Below are 16929 nucleotides of genomic sequence, written 5' to 3'. Positions count from 1 at the left end.
ACGCCTACGACATCAACTGTCTGCTACGCGGACCGAACCATGGGATCGGCTATCCCCCGACTGAAGTCGAGGGATAGCGCCGAAGAAAGTATGAGTCAGTCGCGGCGGCGGCCGAAGTACATCTCCTGCGCTGTCGAGCACACGAGTTGCCCGGCGCGGTTGTACAGCGTCGCACTGGCCAGGCCGCGCCCGTTGATGCCGCTGGGTGAAACCTGGTCAGACAGCACCCAATCGGTCAGATCAGCGGGGCGGTGGAACCAGATGGCCAGGTCGATCAGCGCCGAAAAAACACTCACCTGCGTCGCACGCCGCATCGTCACCGTCGTGTCGAGCAACGCCGTGCCCGAAAAGTACGTCAGCAGACAGCTGTTGACGATCGGATCATCGGTTACCGGTTCGCCCACGCGCCACCACATCCGGGTGCGCGCCGGCGGTTCGGGCAGATCGATCGCCAGCCGCGGCGGCGGATCGATGTAGCGCCGCTCGATCCACTGCGGGTTCACCCAGTACCCACCGGCCTCATCGGCAAACGCCTGCAGTTGCTCCTCCACCGGGGGCAGAGTCTCTGGATCAGGCACCACAGGCCGGGGTTGATGGTAATCGGCGGCGTCCATGTCAACGCTGAACGAGACGAGCGCTTCCAGCAACACCTCACCGCCTTGGCGGCCGATGACCCGGCGGGTGGACAGCGATCCGCCGTCCCGCAGGCTGCTGACCTCCATCTGCACCGGATACCGGGCGTCACCGGCGCGCAGCAGATAGACGTGCAGGCTGTGCGGCAGTCGGCCGGGAACCGTTCGGCTGGCCGCCATCAGCGCCTGGGCGGAGATATGCCCACCCACAATGTGATGGCTGGGGTTGTCCCGTTGTTCGGCAACGAAGATGCCGTCACCCGACTCGACCAGATCGAGCGTGGACAGGATGTCGGCAAGAAGCAGCATGGGCACCGCAGCATTATCGCCGAGCCGGCGGGCGGCTACTCCACCCCGACCCCCGGCAACGCTCCGGCCATTTCGACGGTACCGATATCGGGGTGTTCGCCGACCAACTCCACCATGGCTGCCCAGCAATGATGGCCTGCCACTCGATTGGCATCCATGACGACCCGGGGAGCCTGTTCGCGCAAACACCGTCGGGCGCGATTCGATGTTCGCCAGACCAAAGACGAAACCCGCCCGGCGGGCTACCATCATCGGTGTGGCGAATGCCGTTGTGAGAATTGGAATTTCTCTCCGCGAACCCTTTGGGCCAACCATTCGGCCCTAACCGACTTCCACTTACCGAGCAGTCGAAACGAAAGGAATCTTCACCGTGAATGCGTCAACCGACTCGTTGGTCACCCCGAAGCTGGTGACCGCCCTGTGGCAAACGGCACTTCTGTGGGGCCTCTCGGCAGTACTCCTTGGCTGCCTGGTCCTCTTCTGGCCGGGGGTGTCGATCCTGGTGGCCGCCGTACTGTTCGGCGCCTACCTCTTCGTATCGGGAATCCTGCAGGTGGCGTCCGCCTTCGGCCTCCACGAGAGGTTCGGCAGTCGGGCCCTGCTGTTCGTCAGCGGTGCGATCTCGGTGGTGCTGGCAGTGCTGGCGTTCCGCCATTTCGACGAAGGCTACGGCGTGTTGTTCCTCGCGATCTGGATCGGCATCGGATTCGTCTTCCAGGGGGCGTCCGAGATCGCCGTCGCCTCAGGCGCGCCCGGGCTTCCCGGCCGGGGTTGGCAGATCGTTCTCGGCGTGATCACCGTGATCGCCGGAATGGTCGTGCTCGTTTGGCCGTTCGATTCGATCGTGATGCTGACCATTGTCACGGGCGTCTCGCTCGTCATCATCGGCGTTGCGCAGATCATCAAGGCGGTCAAGCTTCGTAGCGGCCTGAAAAAGGTTGAGAAGGGCATCGATTCGTTGACCTCGGCCGGTTAACGATCCGCCACCTGGGTCAGCAACAAGAAGGTCGCCGTAGACGCTTCAAACAAGGTCAAAGACCGTTTAGAGCAGTGACTTTCACCTGCCTAGCGCAGCGATAGCGACGGGAAGCGGCACCTCGACCTCGGGTCGAGGTGCCGCTTTCTCCTCATTGAGCGAGTGACGGGATTCGAACCCGTGTAGACGGCTTTGCAGGCCGGTTCCTGGCCACTCAGACACACCCGCATCGATTGGCTACTGTGCCAGCCGATCCGGCCTCGGCCCATAGTTTCGATCTCAATGATCACTAACTAGTCGGAGTCCCCCACCGGCCTACCGACCACCGGCCCACCCTGCGGCCACCCGGCCGGCGAGTCTTCCCACGGTTCCTGCCGCCCGTACGGGGTGAGGTCGAGGAAGGGGTACCCCACCGCGGAGTGGTCGAGTCCGCGGGCGAAGGTCGAGTAGGTGTGGAAGGCCTCATCGCCGCGGCGCAGGAAGACGCTGGCTCCCGGCCAGTCGCCCCGGAGGTCGTCGTCGGTGAAGCCGGCATCGTGGAGCTCGTCGACGGACTGGTAGTTGTATTCGATCGGCGCGCGAGCCGGATCGAGCGTCACGTGGAAGTCATAGGTGAAGTCACCGTCGCGCGACGAGTACCACGGGAACGTCCAACCGTGGACGTCGCGGTACGCCGCGATGCTGGCGTAGGGTGCCCGAGACACGCAGGCGAACGTGACATCCTTGCCGTGCAACAGTTCTCGATCCTCTTCGGTGAAGGTCAGATCAGCCGCGGCAGTACAGCTCGGGCAACCCGCGTCGATCGCATCGATCCACATGAAGTGGTGGATGTAGAGCTGACTGCGGCCCTCGAACAGGTCGAGCAGCTTTACTTCACCGCCGGGCCCCTCGAACGTGTAGTCCTTCTCCACCTTCACCATTGGCAGCCGGCGCCGTTGGGCATTGACCGCGTCGCGCAGGTGGGTCGCCTCGCGTTCGGCGGCCAGTAGTTTGGTACGCGCCTGTCGCCACTCGCCGCGGGTGACGACGTCTGGGTAGGCATTGAGTGTCAGGGACATCGAGTCACTCCTCGTATCGGTCCAATACGGATGAGACTCGCGGTGCCGCTGAAACTCATCGCGCGCGAGAGCCCGGGCTAGTGAGCCCCGCTGGTGGACCGGAACGAGGCGAGGGCACCAGCCACGGCGAACACTGCGAATGAGCCGAACAGCCAGCGCGCCGCTGACGCGTCACCGTTGGCACTGAGGTTGACGACGACGCCCGCCAATCCCGCCCCGAACGCCCCGCAGATCAATTGCACGGTGTTGATCGCCGCCGCCGCGGCCGGTCCCTCGGCCGGATCGTCGACGCTACCCATCGCCCACGCGGACAGATGGGGCCACGCGATACCGATTCCGGCACCGGTGACCATGAGTGCCACAGCCCACGCCACCACCAGCCACGGTGTCATTCCGTCCCGGATCAATACCGCACCGGCGGCCAGGCCCGCGGCCATCACCACAGGGGCGAACGCCACCGTGCGCACGATAACCCGCCGGTTCCGCAGCGACGCGCTGACGATCTCCCCCGCCGTCCAACCGACCGACAACACCGCACCGAAGAATCCGGCCATCACCGGCGTCAGGTGTGCCAGGCGTTGACCGAACAGCGGCACGTACATCACGACCATGGTGGCGGCCATCAGCACGCCGAGGCTCAGGTAGATCCATCTGAGCGGACCCGGGCCGAATGTGCTGGGCGGCAGGACCGAAGCCCCGGCGCGACGATCGACGAACAGGAACCCGGCCATCAGCACCAGCCCGAGGCCCAGTAGTGCTGCGGTCCCCCGCCAGTCGTGCGGAATACCCGCCACGCTGACCGTCATCGCCGCGGTACCCAACAAAGCCAGCGACCACACCGGAATGCCGGGCGTCACAGCCGATGCCGCGCCCCCGGCCGGCAAGGCGACGGGCACCAAGACGGCCATCGCGACGGTCAACACGACCAGCACACCGAACGCCCACCGCCAATGCCCGAATTGCGCGAACAACCCGCCCGCCGCCGGGCCGATCAGTGTGCCCACGCCCCACATCGCCGACACCAACGCAGATGCCTTGGTCCACAAGGTATTCGGCAGTGCAGTATTGATCACCGCGTACCCCAGGCCGGCCAACAGTCCGCCGGCGAAGCCCTGCACGATCCTCCCGGCGAGCAACACCTCCATGCTCGGGGCTAATGCGCATCCCAGGCTTCCGACACCGAACACCGTGAGCCCCAAGAGATATGCCTGCCGCGCTCCAAGCCGCATCAGCAGCGAGTGGACCGTAGTCGCGGCGATCACCGAAGCGACCAGATAGACCGTCGTCACCCAGGCGTAGAACCGCTGCCCGCCGATCTCGGCCACCGCACTGGGCAGCAGGCTGATGGTCAGGAACTCGTTGGTTGCATAGAGGAGCACGCCGCCGGCCAACACGGTAGAGGCGCCCAGATACCGGGCACCCAACAACTGCCGCCAGGTCCCGGTATCAGGCGTCACGGTGTCGGTCACGACAACGACGTTAGAAGCTCAACCGGTGTTGAGGTCAACACCGGATCACTTCAGGCCGGCCGCGTCCATCCCCCGCAGCTCCTTCTTCAAATCCTGAACCTCGTCGCGGATCCGCGCCGCCAGCTCGAACTGTAGATCGCGGGCGGCCGTCATCATCTGCTCGGTCAGATCCTTGATCAGATCGGCCAATTCGGCCCGCGGCATGTTGGCGGTGTCGCGACCTTCCACGATCCCGGCGCTGACCGCCCGACCGGGCTCACCCTGTGCGCGCCGGCCGCGCGAGGCGTTGCGCCCCGAGCCGCCGACCTCGACCGACTCGGTGTCCTCCGCCTCGCGGTACACCTGGTCGAGGATGTCGGCGATCTTCTTGCGCAGCGGCTGCGGGTCGATCCCGTTGGCCTCGTTGTAGGCAACCTGTTTGGCCCGACGGCGTTCGGTCTCGTCGATCGCCTGACGCATCGAGTCAGTGATCTTGTCGGCGTACATGTGCACTTCGCCGGACACGTTGCGCGCCGCGCGGCCGATGGTCTGGATCAGGCTGCGGGTGGAGCGCAGGAAGCCCTCTTTATCGGCGTCGAGAATCGCCACCAGCGACACCTCGGGAAGATCCAAGCCCTCGCGCAGCAGGTTGATGCCGACCAGCACGTCGTACTCACCGAGCCGCAACTGGCGCAGCAGCTCGACCCGGCGCAAGGTGTCGACCTCGGAATGGAGGTAGCGGACCTTGATCCCGAGCTCCAGCAGATAGTCGGTGAGATCCTCGGCCATCTTCTTCGTCAGCGTCGTGACCAAGACGCGCTCGTCGCGCTCGGTACGGGTGCGGATCTCGCCGATCAGGTCGTCGATCTGGCCCTTCGTCGGCTTCACCACCACCTGCGGGTCGACCAGACCGGTCGGGCGGATCACCTGCTCGACGAACTCGCCGCCGGCCTGGCTGATCTCGTAGGCCCCCGGGGTGGCCGACAGATATACCGTCTGGCCGATCCGGTCGGCGAATTCCTCCCAGGTCAACGGCCGGTTGTCGACAGCCGAGGGCAGTCGGAAGCCGAAATCGACCAGGTTGCGCTTACGCGACATGTCGCCCTCATACATGCCGCCGATCTGGGGCACGGTGACGTGGGATTCGTCGATCACCAGGAGGAAATCTTCGGGGAAGTAGTCGATCAGCGTCGCGGGAGCGGTACCGGGACCACGGCCGTCGATGTGGCGCGAGTAGTTCTCGATGCCCGAACAGAACCCCACCTGCTTCATCATCTCGACGTCGTAGTTGGTGCGCATCCGCAGCCGCTGCGCCTCCAGCAGCTTGCCCTGCCCCTCCAACTCCGCCAGCCGCGCCTCAAGCTCGGCCTCGATGCTCGAGATCGCGTGCTCCATGCGCTCCGGGCCGGCCACATAGTGAGTGGCCGGGAAGATCCGCAGCGAGTCGACCTGCCGGACGATGTCGCCGGTCAGCGGATGCAGGTAGTACAACGCCTCGATCTCGTCGCCGAAGAACTCGATCCGGATCGCAAGCTCCTCATAGGACGGGATGATCTCCACGGTGTCACCGCGCACCCGGAAGGAGCCCCGGGTGAACGCCACGTCGTTCCGGTTGTACTGGACATCGACCAGCAACCGCAGCAGCCCGTCGCGCGGCACCTCCTGACCGACCTCCAGCTCCACCGAACGATCCAGATACGACTGCGGCGTACCCAGGCCGTAGATGCACGACACCGAGGCCACCACCACCACGTCGCGCCGGGACAACAGGCTCGACGTCGCCGAGTGCCGCAGCCGCTCGACATCGTCGTTGATCGAGCTGTCCTTCTCGATGTAGGTGTCGGTCTGGGCGATGTACGCCTCGGGCTGGTAGTAGTCGTAGTACGAGACGAAGTACTCAACCGCGTTGTTCGGCAACATCTCCCGTAGTTCATTGGCAAGCTGCGCGGCCAGCGTCTTGTTCGGCGCCATCACCAGGGCGGGCCGCTGCAGCCGCTCGATCAGCCACGCCGTGGTCGCCGATTTTCCGGTACCGGTGGCGCCGAGCAGCACGACGTCACGCTCACCGGCTCTGATCCGGCGCTCGAGTTCGTCGATGGCGGCCGGCTGGTCACCGGCCGGGTCATACTCACTGACCACCTCGAACTGGGCACCGGCCCGGACGAGGCCCTCTACGGCATCTGCAGCTGCCCGGTACTCCGAATGCGCGAGCACAGGATGTTCAGTCGCGAAGGCCATGCTCACCAGCGTAGAGCTGTGCACCGACAAGTTCCGCGGTGTTCACTCCCCGCGTAGTGTTGGGCCCATCCACCCACCCAAACACGAGATATTCGACCTGGTGGCCCGCACAAACACCGATCCGAAGGGCATCGTGCGGGCCGTCGACGTCTACACAGTTGAGCCCTGGGGGCTCTACATGGCGCGGCCGACACCGGGTCGGGCTCAGTTCCACTATCTGGAATCGTGGCTGCTGCCGGCGCTCGGGTTGCGGGCGAGTGTGTTCCATTTCAGCCCCGGCCACGAACGGGATCAGGACTTCTACCTCGACATCGGCAGCTATACCGCCGGTCCGACCGTGTGGCATTCCGAGGACCACTACCTGGACCTCGTGGTCCGCACCGGCCGCGAGGTCGAGCTGTGCGACGTCGACGAGTTGCTCACCGCGGTCCGCCACGGGCTGCTGAGTCCGGAGGTCGGCGAGCAGGCGGTGCAAACCGCGGTCACCGCGATCGAGGGCCTGGCGAGCTGCGGATACCACCTGGATCGGTGGCTGTCCGGCAACGGAATGGCCCTCACGTGGCGGGGAGCGTAAGGTCGGGATTCATGAGTGCAGCTAAGTACCCCTGGGGAATCCTCCCCGCGCTGGCCGGACTGCTCACCGGCGCACTGTTGATTCCCGCCGCGGCACAGGCCGACCCGGAGGCGCCTCCTCAGGTGGAGCCACTGCCCGACCAGCAACTCCACAACGTCACCTACCGCGCCAGGATCGACGGCGTATCGCGCAACGCGACCATCGCGTACAAGATCGACGACGACAACATCAATACCGCCGACCCGTCCATGCTGCCCGGCCGGATCTTCGAAGCCACCGGTGTGGTGTCCAATCCGGAGACCGCCGGCATGGCCGTCCGCATCGACTGGCCCTACTCGGCGAACCTGCATTGCGAGATCCTGGTGGACGACCAGATCGTCGCCCAGGCCGATACCTTCGTCGGCCCACGGTTGACCAGGCCCAAGGATGACCCGACCTATGGCAGCCTGCCGTGCGGCGCCCCGTTGAACGTCCCGGTACCCGGCACCATCACCGACACCGTCCCCGCGCCCGCCGAACCTGAGCCCGCCGAACCTGTGCCGCCGGCCGCTTAGCCGGCCGTCAACGCTTCAGCCACGACTCGACCGTGCGCCGGGTGTCGTCGATGTGCGCCGCCATCTGCGCGGCGGCCAGGTCCGGATCGCGGTTCGCGATCGCTTCGAGGATCGCCGCGTGATAGTCGTTGGCGTTGGGCTCCAAGCGTCCGAAGATCGCACCGACAGGTAGCCACATCCTCCGCCGGGCATCCAGAACCGCCTCGAGCAGCCGGTCATTCTGCGCGGCCTGTGCAATACCGAGATGAAACGCCGAGTCCAGGGTTTGAAAATCCGTGGTGTGCTGGGCCGACTGGTCGCTCATCCCGATCTGTAGGGCGGATTCCATGGCTTTGAGCAGCTTGCGCAGTGTGGTCACATCGGTGGCGCGACGCCGCTCGGCGGCCATCCGAGTGACCCCGATTTCCACGATCGCGCGGTAGTCGAAGGCATCGCGGATCTCGCGCTTGTTGCTGCGCAGTTCCCGGCGCATCTGGGCCGAGTCATACTTCGGAGCCTGGACGGTGAACCCACCACCACGGCCGCGCCGCACGGTGATCAGCCCCTCCTGCTCCAGAACAGCCACCGCGGCACGCACCGTGGTGCGGGAAACGTCGAGCATGTCGGCGAGTTCGCGCTCGCTCGGCAACCGGTCACCGGGCCGGAACTGACCGAGCTCCAAGGCCCTTCGCATCTGGTCGACGACCAGCTCATGCGCGGCAATCTGACGAACCGGAACCAACGCCGGTTTGGCTCTCGACATGCGCCCCCCTTCGGACGCCTCAGACGCTACCGCAGAAAAGTGGCCCACACACCGTCTGGTACCACTGACCGGTCAAGCGCGAAACCCGGTGCGCCTCAGGGATCTAGGGTTGCCAGCCCGTCGCGTCCGCCCACTCCCGGGCGCGCCGGTAGGCATCCAGGAACCACGGCTCCTTGGCCAAGGTGTAGTCGGGGGTGGCCAGCGCGGCGCGCTTGGCCACCGCATAGTCGACCTGTGCGTCCGGGGCGGCCCGCAGCCAGTCGACGAACATCAACGCGAAACGCTGATTGGACCAGCCATCCACCCGGATGTGCACATTGGTCGGTCGGCCAGGATCTGCCGAGGCGTGAAAACGCTTCTGCCACATCGCCGGGTTGTCATCGTGCGGCGTGTCGGCGGTGATCCCCGGCACCGCGGGATAGCCGGCCGCCAACAGCGCATCGGCGAGGTCGTCGGCGACATCCAGCGACCCGACCGTCACCTGTACATCGATGACGTCCTTGGCGTCCATCCCGGGAACGGCGGTCGAACCGATGTGGTCGATGCGCACCGCACGGTGTCCGCACGCAGTGTTCAGCCGGGCCACGATCCGGCGGGCCTGATCCGGCCAGGTCGGGTCGTAGGGCACCACTGCCGGATCGCGACGGGCCGGCTGCCGGATCTGCAGGTTGTGTGCGAAGGGCAGGATCCGCTCGTGCCAGAGCGCGCGAGCCTGCTCCACGACGGCGCCGGGGCTGCCCGAGTTGTCCAGCCACACATCGGCGACCGCGCGGCGCTGCTCCTCGGTCGCCTGCGCGGCGATGCGGGCGCGGGCGTCCTCCTCGGTGAACCCGCGATATTCGATGAGCCGCTTGACGCGCAGTTCTGCGTCGGCGTTGACGATGATGACCAACGGGAACATCGGCGCCATCTGCGATTCCACCAGCAATGGGATGTCCTCGACGATGACCGCATCTTCATGGGCCGCCGCGATGAGCTCCGACCGGCGGTGCGCCACCAGCGGATGCACGATCCCGTTCAGGGTGGCGCGCTTCTCATCGTCGCTGAAAGCGACCGCCGCCAACGCAGGACGGTTCAGTGCGCCCTCGGGCAGCAGGATCCCGTCCCCGAACGCGTCGACCAGCTTGGTCAAGCCCTCGGTCCCAGGCTCGACGACCTCACGCGCGATGACGTCACCGTCGACGATGATGCCGCCGAGATCGCTGAATGTTGCCGACACTGTTGACTTCCCGGCGCCGATACCGCCGGTTAACCCGATGCGAAGCACGCCCCACAGTCTGTCAGGCCCCTGGAACGACGAACGCCCCGACCCAAAGGGCCGGGGCGTTCGTTGCCGTACTTGTTAGGCGTTGCCTGCGAGCTTCTCGCGCAGAGCAGCCAGCTGTGCGTCGCTGGCCAGCGTGCCACCAGTGGACTCTTCGCGACCAGCGCCGTTGGACGACGACGAGGTCGGACGAGCAGCTTCCTCGGCCTCGGCCGCGGCGAACTTCTCCATCTGGGTGGTGTGCATCTTGTGCCGGCGCTCGGCCTCGGCGTAGCGCGCTTCCCACTCTTCCCGCTGCTTGTCGAAGCCTTCGAGCCATTCGTTGGTCTCGGCGTCGAAGCCCTCGGGGAAGATGTAGTTGCCCTGCTCGTCGTAGCTGTCGGCCATGCCGTACTTCGAGGGGTCGAACTCCTCGGTGTAGTCCTCGTTGGCCTGCTTGAGGCTCAGCGAGATCCGGCGACGCTCCAGGTCGATGTCGATGACCTTGACCATCGCGTCGTCGCCGACGGTGACAACCTGGTCCGGGACCTCGACGTGGCGCTCGGACAGCTCCGAGATGTGCACCAGACCCTCGATGCCCTCTTCGACGCGGACGAACGCACCGAACGGCACCAGCTTGGTGACCTTGCCCGGCACGATCTGACCGATCGCGTGGGTGCGGGCGAAGTGGCGCCACGGATCTTCCTGAGTCGCCTTGAGCGACAGCGAAACCCGCTCGCGATCCATGTCGACGTCGAGCACCTCGACGGTGACCTCGTCGCCCACCTGAACCACCTCGGACGGGTGATCGATGTGCTTCCAGGACAGCTCGGAGACGTGCACCAGGCCGTCGACACCGCCGAGATCGACGAAGGCGCCGAAGTTGACGATCGAGGAGACGACACCCTTGCGGATGGCACCCTTCTGCAGCTGGTTGAGGAACTCGCTGCGCACCTCGGACTGGGTCTGCTCCAGCCAAGCGCGGCGGCTCAGCACCACATTGTTGCGGTTCTTGTCCAGCTCGATGATCTTGGCCTCGATCTCCTTGCCGATGTACGGCTGCAGATCGCGGACACGACGCATCTCGACCAGCGATGCGGGCAGGAAGCCGCGCAGGCCGATGTCGAGGATCAGGCCGCCCTTGACGACCTCGATGACGGTGCCCTTGACGGCCTCGTCCTTTTCCTTGAGCTCCTCGATGGTGCCCCAGGCGCGCTCGTACTGAGCGCGCTTCTTGGACAGGATCAGGCGGCCTTCCTTGTCCTCCTTGGTGAGAACAAGTGCCTCGACCTCATCGCCCACGGAAACGACCTCATTGGGGTCGACATCGTGCTTGATGGAGAGCTCACGGGAAGGGATGACGCCTTCGGTCTTGTAACCGATATCGAGCAGAACCTCGTCACGGTCGACCTTGACGATGGTGCCTTCGACGATGTCACCATCGTTGAAGTACTTGATGGTCTTGTCGATCGCGGCGAGAAAATCCTCAGCCGAGCCAATGTCGTTGATGGCTACTTGCGGCGAGGTGATGGAGGGACTTGGCATGTGGTGGGTTGCTCCGGACAGGTTCACTCGTAGGGACAATTATTTTGCATGTATTGAGGTAGAACAGATCCGTGCCGGCGACTAAACGATGTCCAGCGGTGCGCACAGATACGTAACGAGGGTACTCGACCAGGCGCACGCAGGACAAACCGCCCCCGCGGCGGGTGGTTCCGGGGTGCCGAAACCAACGCCGAACTAGTGCCGAGAATGCAGCTACCCACCGCTACGCTCTGCACGTGGCGTACAACCCGACTCCCGGCCCCGTCCATCGGCCGTGGTTTCCGATCACCGCACCGATGCCCAGGCCGGTCCGCAAGGTCGGGGCCCCTCTGGCCGCGATCATCGCCTGCGGCGTCGTCATCGGTGCACTTGTACTGCTGTTCACCGCGCTCAACCCCGTCGGCGCGATCATCGGGCTCACGCTGTCCAGCATCGTGATGACCGGGGCAGTGTTCGCCTACCTGTGGCTGGACCGCTGGGAGCCGGAACCACCCCGATTGTTGCTGCTGGCCTTCGGCTGGGGCGCCGCCGTTGCCATCGTGCTGTCGCTCATATTGAGCCTGTTCAGCGAAGCACTGCTCGCGACACCCGGCGTCGACCCCGCTGGATCGACGCACAGTTTCGCGGCGGTGGCGATCCGGGCACCGTTCATCGAAGAGGCCGCCAAGGGCCTGTTCCTGCTGATCATGATGACCGGCAGGCGGCGCAACGAGCTCAACTCGCTGACCGACTGCCTCGTCTACGCCGGCCTGGTCGGTCTCGGGTTCGCCTGGCTGGAAGACATCATGTACATCGCCAGCGCGGATTCGCTGGCAGGATCCCTGCTCACCGCGGCGATGCGCCTGATCATGGCGCCGTTCGCCCACTCGCTGTTCACCACGATGACCGCCCTCGGCGTGTACTTCGCGCTGCAGCGGCGCAGCGGCATCAGCAAGGCGCTGTGCATCCTGGCCGGCTACCTCGGTGCTGTGCTGATGCACGGGTTGTGGAACGGCTCGTCTCTGGTCGGGGCCGGAACCTACTTCATCGTCTACATCGTCTGGATGGTGCCGATCTTCATCGGGATGATCGTGGTCGCCGTGACCAGCCGTCGCCGCGAACAGCAGGTGGTGGCCACCAAGTTGCCCGGAATGGTCGCCGCCGGACTCATCACCCCCAACGAGGCCACCTGGCTCGGATCGTTGAAAACCCGTCACGGCGCCGTCCAACAGGCGACGGCGGCCGGCGGCCGCCCCGCGGGCAAGGCCGTCGCGGCATTTGCCGCCGCCGTTGTCGAACTGGCCTTCGTACGCGACCGCATCGACCGCGGCTTCGGCGATGCGCAGGTGTACGCGCTGCAGCAGGAAGAGGTGTACTCGGTGACGACCGCCCGGTCGGCCGCACCGATCCTGCAGTGGCTCGCCAACTACCGGGCGCCCGGTTCAGGACCTTCGCCGAGCCATTTGCCAGATCACCAGCCCCGCCTGTAAGCCCAGCGCGACGGAGATCATCGAGATCATGGTGGCCGGGAACGCCGAGTCGCCATCGGCGCCGAACAACTCGGTCACCCCGATCAAACCCATGGATCCAGGCACCAGAAGCCAGAATCCGGGCAAGATCATGGTGATCGCCGACGGTGCGCCCGGCCGGCGAGAAATGGCCAGCGCGCCCACCGTCAGGACCAGACCCCCGCAGAACCCGCTGGCATAGCTACCGAACAGCAGATCGCCGAGGAACTGCCCGCTGTATGAGGTGTAGACGATCAGGGCCAACCACGGCAGAAACGACGCCGGCGGCGCCAGGAACAGCATCACGCCGATCGCATAGACCGCGACCCCCACCCACGGCGCCCAGGGGCCGATCTTGTTCAATGCCTCCGAACTGAGCTGGCTGCCGTCCGCCCCGAGCATCTGGCTGGCGATGAGGATTCCGAAGGCCAATTGGGCCAGTTGCATGAAGCCGGCGATCAATCGGCTCGAACCCGAGATGATGTCGCGCGCGGTCAACTCGACGACGGCCATCGTGATCGCGGCACCAGGTAAGAACACCGCCAGCGGCGGAATCAGCGCCCGCAGATTGACGTGGTCCAAGCCCAGGCGGTGGGCGCCGGCAAGGCAGATCGCGGTCACCGCGAATGCACTGACCGCCGGGACCAGATGTGACAACTGGCCGAAGTGCTGGCCGGCCGTGAAGAAAAGGCCGACCATGAACCCGAGCACCGTGGCGACCAGGAGATTGAGCGGCGTCGGCTCCATCACCAGCGCCAGACCCATGCTCTGCACCCCGTAGCCGAGCACCGTCACCCATGCGGGAAATCGGCGCCCAGCGGCCAGGATGCTGTCCAGTCGAGCCTCGCCCTCGACGGGCGAGACCTGGCCCTTCATCGCCGCGGATACCAACCGGGCCAGCGGAAATGTCTGGTCGAACCGCAGTTCATCGGTCTGGCGCGCGGCCTTGACCAACGTCCCGGATTCATTCGTCGGCCCAGTGACCTGTACATAGTTGGGCAGCACGATGTAATCGTTGGGCGTGCCGTAGGCAGCCGAGGTCCGTTCCAACATCTGCCGAACCAGGGTGACCGGATAGTTCGCCGCGCCCATCGCGACACCCAACCGGACGACGAAGCGGTTTCTCTCGATGGTTGAGGTCTCGGTCATGGCACTAGTGCGCGGCGGCATCCCAGCTACGGCCGTAGCCCACCGACACCTCCAGCGGCACATCCAGCGGATACGCGTTGCCCATGTGCTCGCGGACCAGTGCCTCCAGGGTGTCCCGCTCCCCCTCGGCCACCTCGAACAACAGCTCGTCGTGGACCTGCAGGAGCATCCGAGACTTCAGCCCGGCTTCCTTGATCGCCGATTCGACGTTGATCATCGCCACCTTGATGATGTCGGCGGCGCTGCCCTGGATCGGCGCGTTGAGCGCGGCCCGCTCGGCGGCCTCGCGCACGTTGCGGTTCGTGCTGTCCAACTCGGGTAGGTAGCGGCGGCGGCCCAGCACGGTCGAGGTGAACCCGTCCTTGCGGGCCTGATCGACCACATCGCGCAGGTAGTCGCGAACCCCGCCGAACCGGTCGAAGTACTGCTCCATCTGCACCTTCGCCTCTTCGGTGGAGATCTTGAGCTGGCTGGCCAATCCGTAGGCGCTCAGTCCGTAGGCCAGGCCGTACGACATCGCCTTGACCCGCCGGCGCAACTCCGGAGTGACCTCGTCGATCGGCACCGAGAACGCCCGCGACGCCACGAAGGAGTGCAGGTCCTCACCGGTGTTAAAGGCCTCGATCAGGCCCTCGTCCCGGGACAGGTGCGCCATGATCCGCATCTCGATCTGGCTGTAATCGGCGGTCATCAGCTCGGCGTACGGCCCGTCGGGACCCTGTCCGACGACAAACGCGTCACGGATCCGCCGGCCGGCCTCGGTGCGGATCGGGATGTTCTGCAGGTTCGGCTCGGTCGACGACAGCCGGCCCGTCGCCGCGATGGTCTGATTGAAGGTGGTGTGAATCCGCCCGTCGGAGGCCACCGCGTTGAGCAGGCCGTCGACGGTGACCTTGAGCCGGGTGGCGTCACGATGCGCGAGCAGATGCTGCAAGAACGGATGCCCGGTCTTGTCGAACAGTGTCTGCAGCGCGTCGGCGTCGGTCGTGTAACCGGTCTTGGTGCGCTTGGTCTTCGGCATCTCGAGCTCGTCGAACAACACCGCCTGCAACTGCTTGGGTGACCCGAGATTGATCTGCTTGCCGATCACCGCATAGGCCGCCTCGGCGGCGTCCCGGATCTGGTCGGCGAACTCGCTCTGCAGCTCCTGCAGTTGGTCCAGGTCGACGGCGATACCGATCGACTCCATCTCGGCCAGCGCCCGCTGCACCGGCAGCTCCATCCGGCCCAGCAACGACGACGAGTCGATGCGGGCCAGCTCCTCATCCAGCGCGTCGGCGAGGTCCAACACCGCGCAGGCCCGCAGGATCAGTGTCTGCACCGCCTGCTCGTCAACCCCTTCGGAGTCGTCCAGCAGCGAAAGCTGTTGCTGCTCAGGGGTTTCAGCACGCAGCTCACGACGCAGGTAACGCACCGACAGATCGTCGAGCGCGAAGCTGCGCTGACCTGGCCGCACCAGGTAGGCGGCCAGCGCGGTATCGGAGGTGACCCCGCGCAGTGTCCAGCCCCGCCCGGCCAGGTCGTGCATCGCCAGCTTGGCCTCGTGCAGCGCCTTCGGCGGACCCGGATCGCCCAGCCAGCGAGCCAACGCCTCCTCGTCCTCGGGCGTCAAAGTCGCTGTGTCGATATAGCGTCCGTCGCCGTCGGCCGCCACGATGGCCAGCGCGGTGGCGTCAGCGTCGTAGGCGAGGTGCGTACCGACCACGGCAAGCCCGAACCGGTTGCCGAGGCTGTGCTCGGCCAGCCAAGCGGCCAGCTCACCGGGCTCGAGTGCCCGGCCGCGCACGTCGAATCCGTGCTCGACCTCGGGCTCGGCGGCGACCAGCGTGTCGAACAGGCGGTCGCGCAACACCCGGAACTCCAGGTCGTCGAACAGTCGGTGGATCTGGTCGCGATCCCACGCCTGCATCCGCAGCGTGTCCGGGGTCTGCGGGAGCGGAACGTCGCGGACCAGATCGGTGAGCTCACGGTTGAGCACCACGCTGGACAGGTTGGCCCGCAGCGAGTCACCCACCTTGCCCTTGACCTTCTCGACGTTGTCGACGAGTGCCTGCAGAGAGCCGTATTCGACGATCCACTTCGTCGCGGTCTTCTCCCCCACCCCGGGAATGCCGGGCAGGTTGTCGCTCGGGTCCCCGCGCAGGGCCGCGAAATCCGGATACTGCGTCGGGGTCAGCCCGTACTTCTCCACCACCGCGTCCGGAGTGAACCGGGTCAGCTCGCTGACGCCCTTACGCGGGTAGAGCACGGTGATGTTTTCGGTGACCAACTGCAGCGCGTCGCGGTCGCCGGTGACCACCAGTACCCGGTAGCCCTCCTGCTCCGCCTGGGTGGCGAGCGTCGCGATGATGTCGTCGGCCTCAAAACCCGGTTCGGCGAGCGAGGTGATGCCCAGCGCGCCGAGCACCTCCTTGGTGATGTCGATCTGCCCGCGGAACTCGTCGGGCGTGGCGGAGCGGCCCTCCTTGTACTCGGGGTACTTCTCCTTACGGAAAGTCTGGCGCGACACGTCGAACGCCGCCCCCACATGGCTGGGCTGCTCGTCGCGCAGCAAGTTGATCAACATCGAGGTGAAGCCGTAGACCGCGTTGGTGGTCAGCCCGCCCTGGGTCTTGAAGTTCTCGGCAGGCAACGCGTAGAACGCCCGGAAGGCCAGCGAATTGCCGTCGAGCAGCATCAGAGTGGGCTTGGTGTCGGCGGAGGGGTTCGGCGCGTTCTTCGTCTCGGTCTTCGCGGGGCTCACGGCCCTCACTCTATGCGGGGCGTCCGACGCGCAGACGGCGACGAGCCATCTCGATCAAGGCCGCTGCCGGTGACCGCTTACGCGGCGGATCGCTGCCACGTGGTGACTGCAATCCGCCGCATAAGGCGTTCTGGGTGGCCGTCGGAGTCTGATTGGAATCGGCGGTACATCACCCCGCTCTGGCGCATCGACCACCTGCCGCCGGCACCGATGATCGAATTCGACTGCCGA

At 65.7% G+C, this 16929-nt stretch carries 13 protein-coding genes and 1 tRNA gene; 4 read left to right on the top strand and 10 right to left on the bottom strand.

Annotation, left to right across the window (positions count from 1 at the left end; translation table 11 throughout):
- Nucleotides 1-95: 95 nt before the first annotated feature.
- On the bottom strand, nucleotides 96-941 hold the full coding sequence (locus JOF57_RS07715; protein WP_209915919.1) for an acyl-CoA thioesterase: 846 nt from the start codon (nucleotides 939-941) through the stop codon (nucleotides 96-98).
- A gap of 370 nt (nucleotides 942-1311) precedes the next feature.
- Here JOF57_RS07715 and JOF57_RS07710 point away from each other — a divergent pair, with 370 nt between their 5' ends.
- Nucleotides 1312-1917, top strand: coding sequence for an HdeD family acid-resistance protein (locus JOF57_RS07710; protein WP_372508121.1), 606 nt, complete (start codon nucleotides 1312-1314; stop codon nucleotides 1915-1917).
- A 157-nt stretch (nucleotides 1918-2074) separates the two neighbouring features.
- On the opposite strand, the gene JOF57_RS07705 is transcribed toward JOF57_RS07710, so the two are convergent.
- The 4 genes from JOF57_RS07705 to uvrB form a co-directional block, all read right to left on the bottom strand.
- Nucleotides 2075-2145 (bottom strand) — tRNA-Cys (locus JOF57_RS07705).
- Between the two features lie 65 nt (nucleotides 2146-2210).
- Nucleotides 2211-2975, bottom strand: a complete 765-nt coding sequence (locus JOF57_RS07700; RefSeq protein WP_163660735.1) for a DUF899 domain-containing protein — start codon at nucleotides 2973-2975, stop codon at nucleotides 2211-2213.
- A gap of 77 nt (nucleotides 2976-3052) precedes the next feature.
- The gene (locus JOF57_RS07695) at nucleotides 3053-4444 is read right to left on the bottom strand and encodes an MFS transporter (protein WP_163660733.1); all 1392 of its coding nucleotides are present in this window, start codon (nucleotides 4442-4444) and stop codon (nucleotides 3053-3055) included.
- Between the two features lie 45 nt (nucleotides 4445-4489).
- A complete protein-coding gene (gene uvrB / locus JOF57_RS07690; RefSeq protein WP_209915449.1) occupies nucleotides 4490-6661 on the bottom strand; it encodes an excinuclease ABC subunit UvrB in 2172 nt (723 codons plus the stop codon).
- Nucleotides 6662-6728: 67 nt separating this feature from the next.
- Here uvrB and JOF57_RS07685 point away from each other — a divergent pair, with 67 nt between their 5' ends.
- Complete coding sequence (locus JOF57_RS07685; RefSeq protein ID WP_163669502.1) at nucleotides 6729-7235, top strand: ribonuclease FAU-1 family protein; 507 nt, start codon at nucleotides 6729-6731, stop codon at nucleotides 7233-7235.
- Between the two features lie 11 nt (nucleotides 7236-7246).
- Entirely contained in the window at nucleotides 7247-7789 is a 543-nt protein-coding gene (locus JOF57_RS07680) for a hypothetical protein (protein WP_209915447.1), read from the top strand.
- A 7-nt stretch (nucleotides 7790-7796) separates the two neighbouring features.
- Here JOF57_RS07680 and JOF57_RS07675 read toward each other — a convergent pair whose 3' ends face one another.
- From JOF57_RS07675 to rpsA, 3 genes are all read right to left on the bottom strand, one after another.
- A complete protein-coding gene (locus JOF57_RS07675; RefSeq protein ID WP_209915446.1) occupies nucleotides 7797-8531 on the bottom strand; it encodes a FadR/GntR family transcriptional regulator in 735 nt (244 codons plus the stop codon).
- Nucleotides 8532-8634: 103 nt separating this feature from the next.
- The gene (gene coaE, locus JOF57_RS07670) at nucleotides 8635-9798 is read right to left on the bottom strand and encodes a dephospho-CoA kinase (protein WP_209915444.1); all 1164 of its coding nucleotides are present in this window, start codon (nucleotides 9796-9798) and stop codon (nucleotides 8635-8637) included.
- Between the two features lie 75 nt (nucleotides 9799-9873).
- Entirely contained in the window at nucleotides 9874-11319 is a 1446-nt protein-coding gene (rpsA, locus tag JOF57_RS07665; RefSeq protein ID WP_163660723.1) for a 30S ribosomal protein S1, read from the bottom strand.
- Between the two features lie 236 nt (nucleotides 11320-11555).
- Here rpsA and JOF57_RS07660 point away from each other — a divergent pair, with 236 nt between their 5' ends.
- Nucleotides 11556-12788, top strand: coding sequence for a PrsW family intramembrane metalloprotease (locus tag JOF57_RS07660; protein ID WP_209915442.1), 1233 nt, complete (start codon nucleotides 11556-11558; stop codon nucleotides 12786-12788).
- Here JOF57_RS07660 and JOF57_RS07655 read toward each other — a convergent pair.
- Both JOF57_RS07655 and polA read right to left on the bottom strand, forming a co-directional pair.
- A complete protein-coding gene (locus JOF57_RS07655) occupies nucleotides 12741-13955 on the bottom strand; it encodes a threonine/serine exporter family protein (RefSeq protein ID WP_209915440.1) in 1215 nt (404 codons plus the stop codon). The genes JOF57_RS07660 and JOF57_RS07655 overlap by 48 nt on opposite strands.
- Before the next feature lie 4 nt (nucleotides 13956-13959).
- Nucleotides 13960-16698 carry a DNA polymerase I gene (polA, locus tag JOF57_RS07650; protein ID WP_209915438.1) on the bottom strand — a complete coding sequence of 913 codons (2739 nt, stop codon included), beginning with the start codon at nucleotides 16696-16698 and terminating at the stop codon, nucleotides 13960-13962.
- Between the last annotated feature and the right edge of the window lie 231 nt (nucleotides 16699-16929).

It is taken from the genome of Mycolicibacterium lutetiense (assembly GCF_017876775.1).
Taxonomy (GTDB): Bacteria; Actinomycetota; Actinomycetes; order Mycobacteriales; family Mycobacteriaceae; genus Mycobacterium; species Mycobacterium lutetiense.
This window is presented reverse-complemented; position numbering and strand designations above follow the sequence as displayed.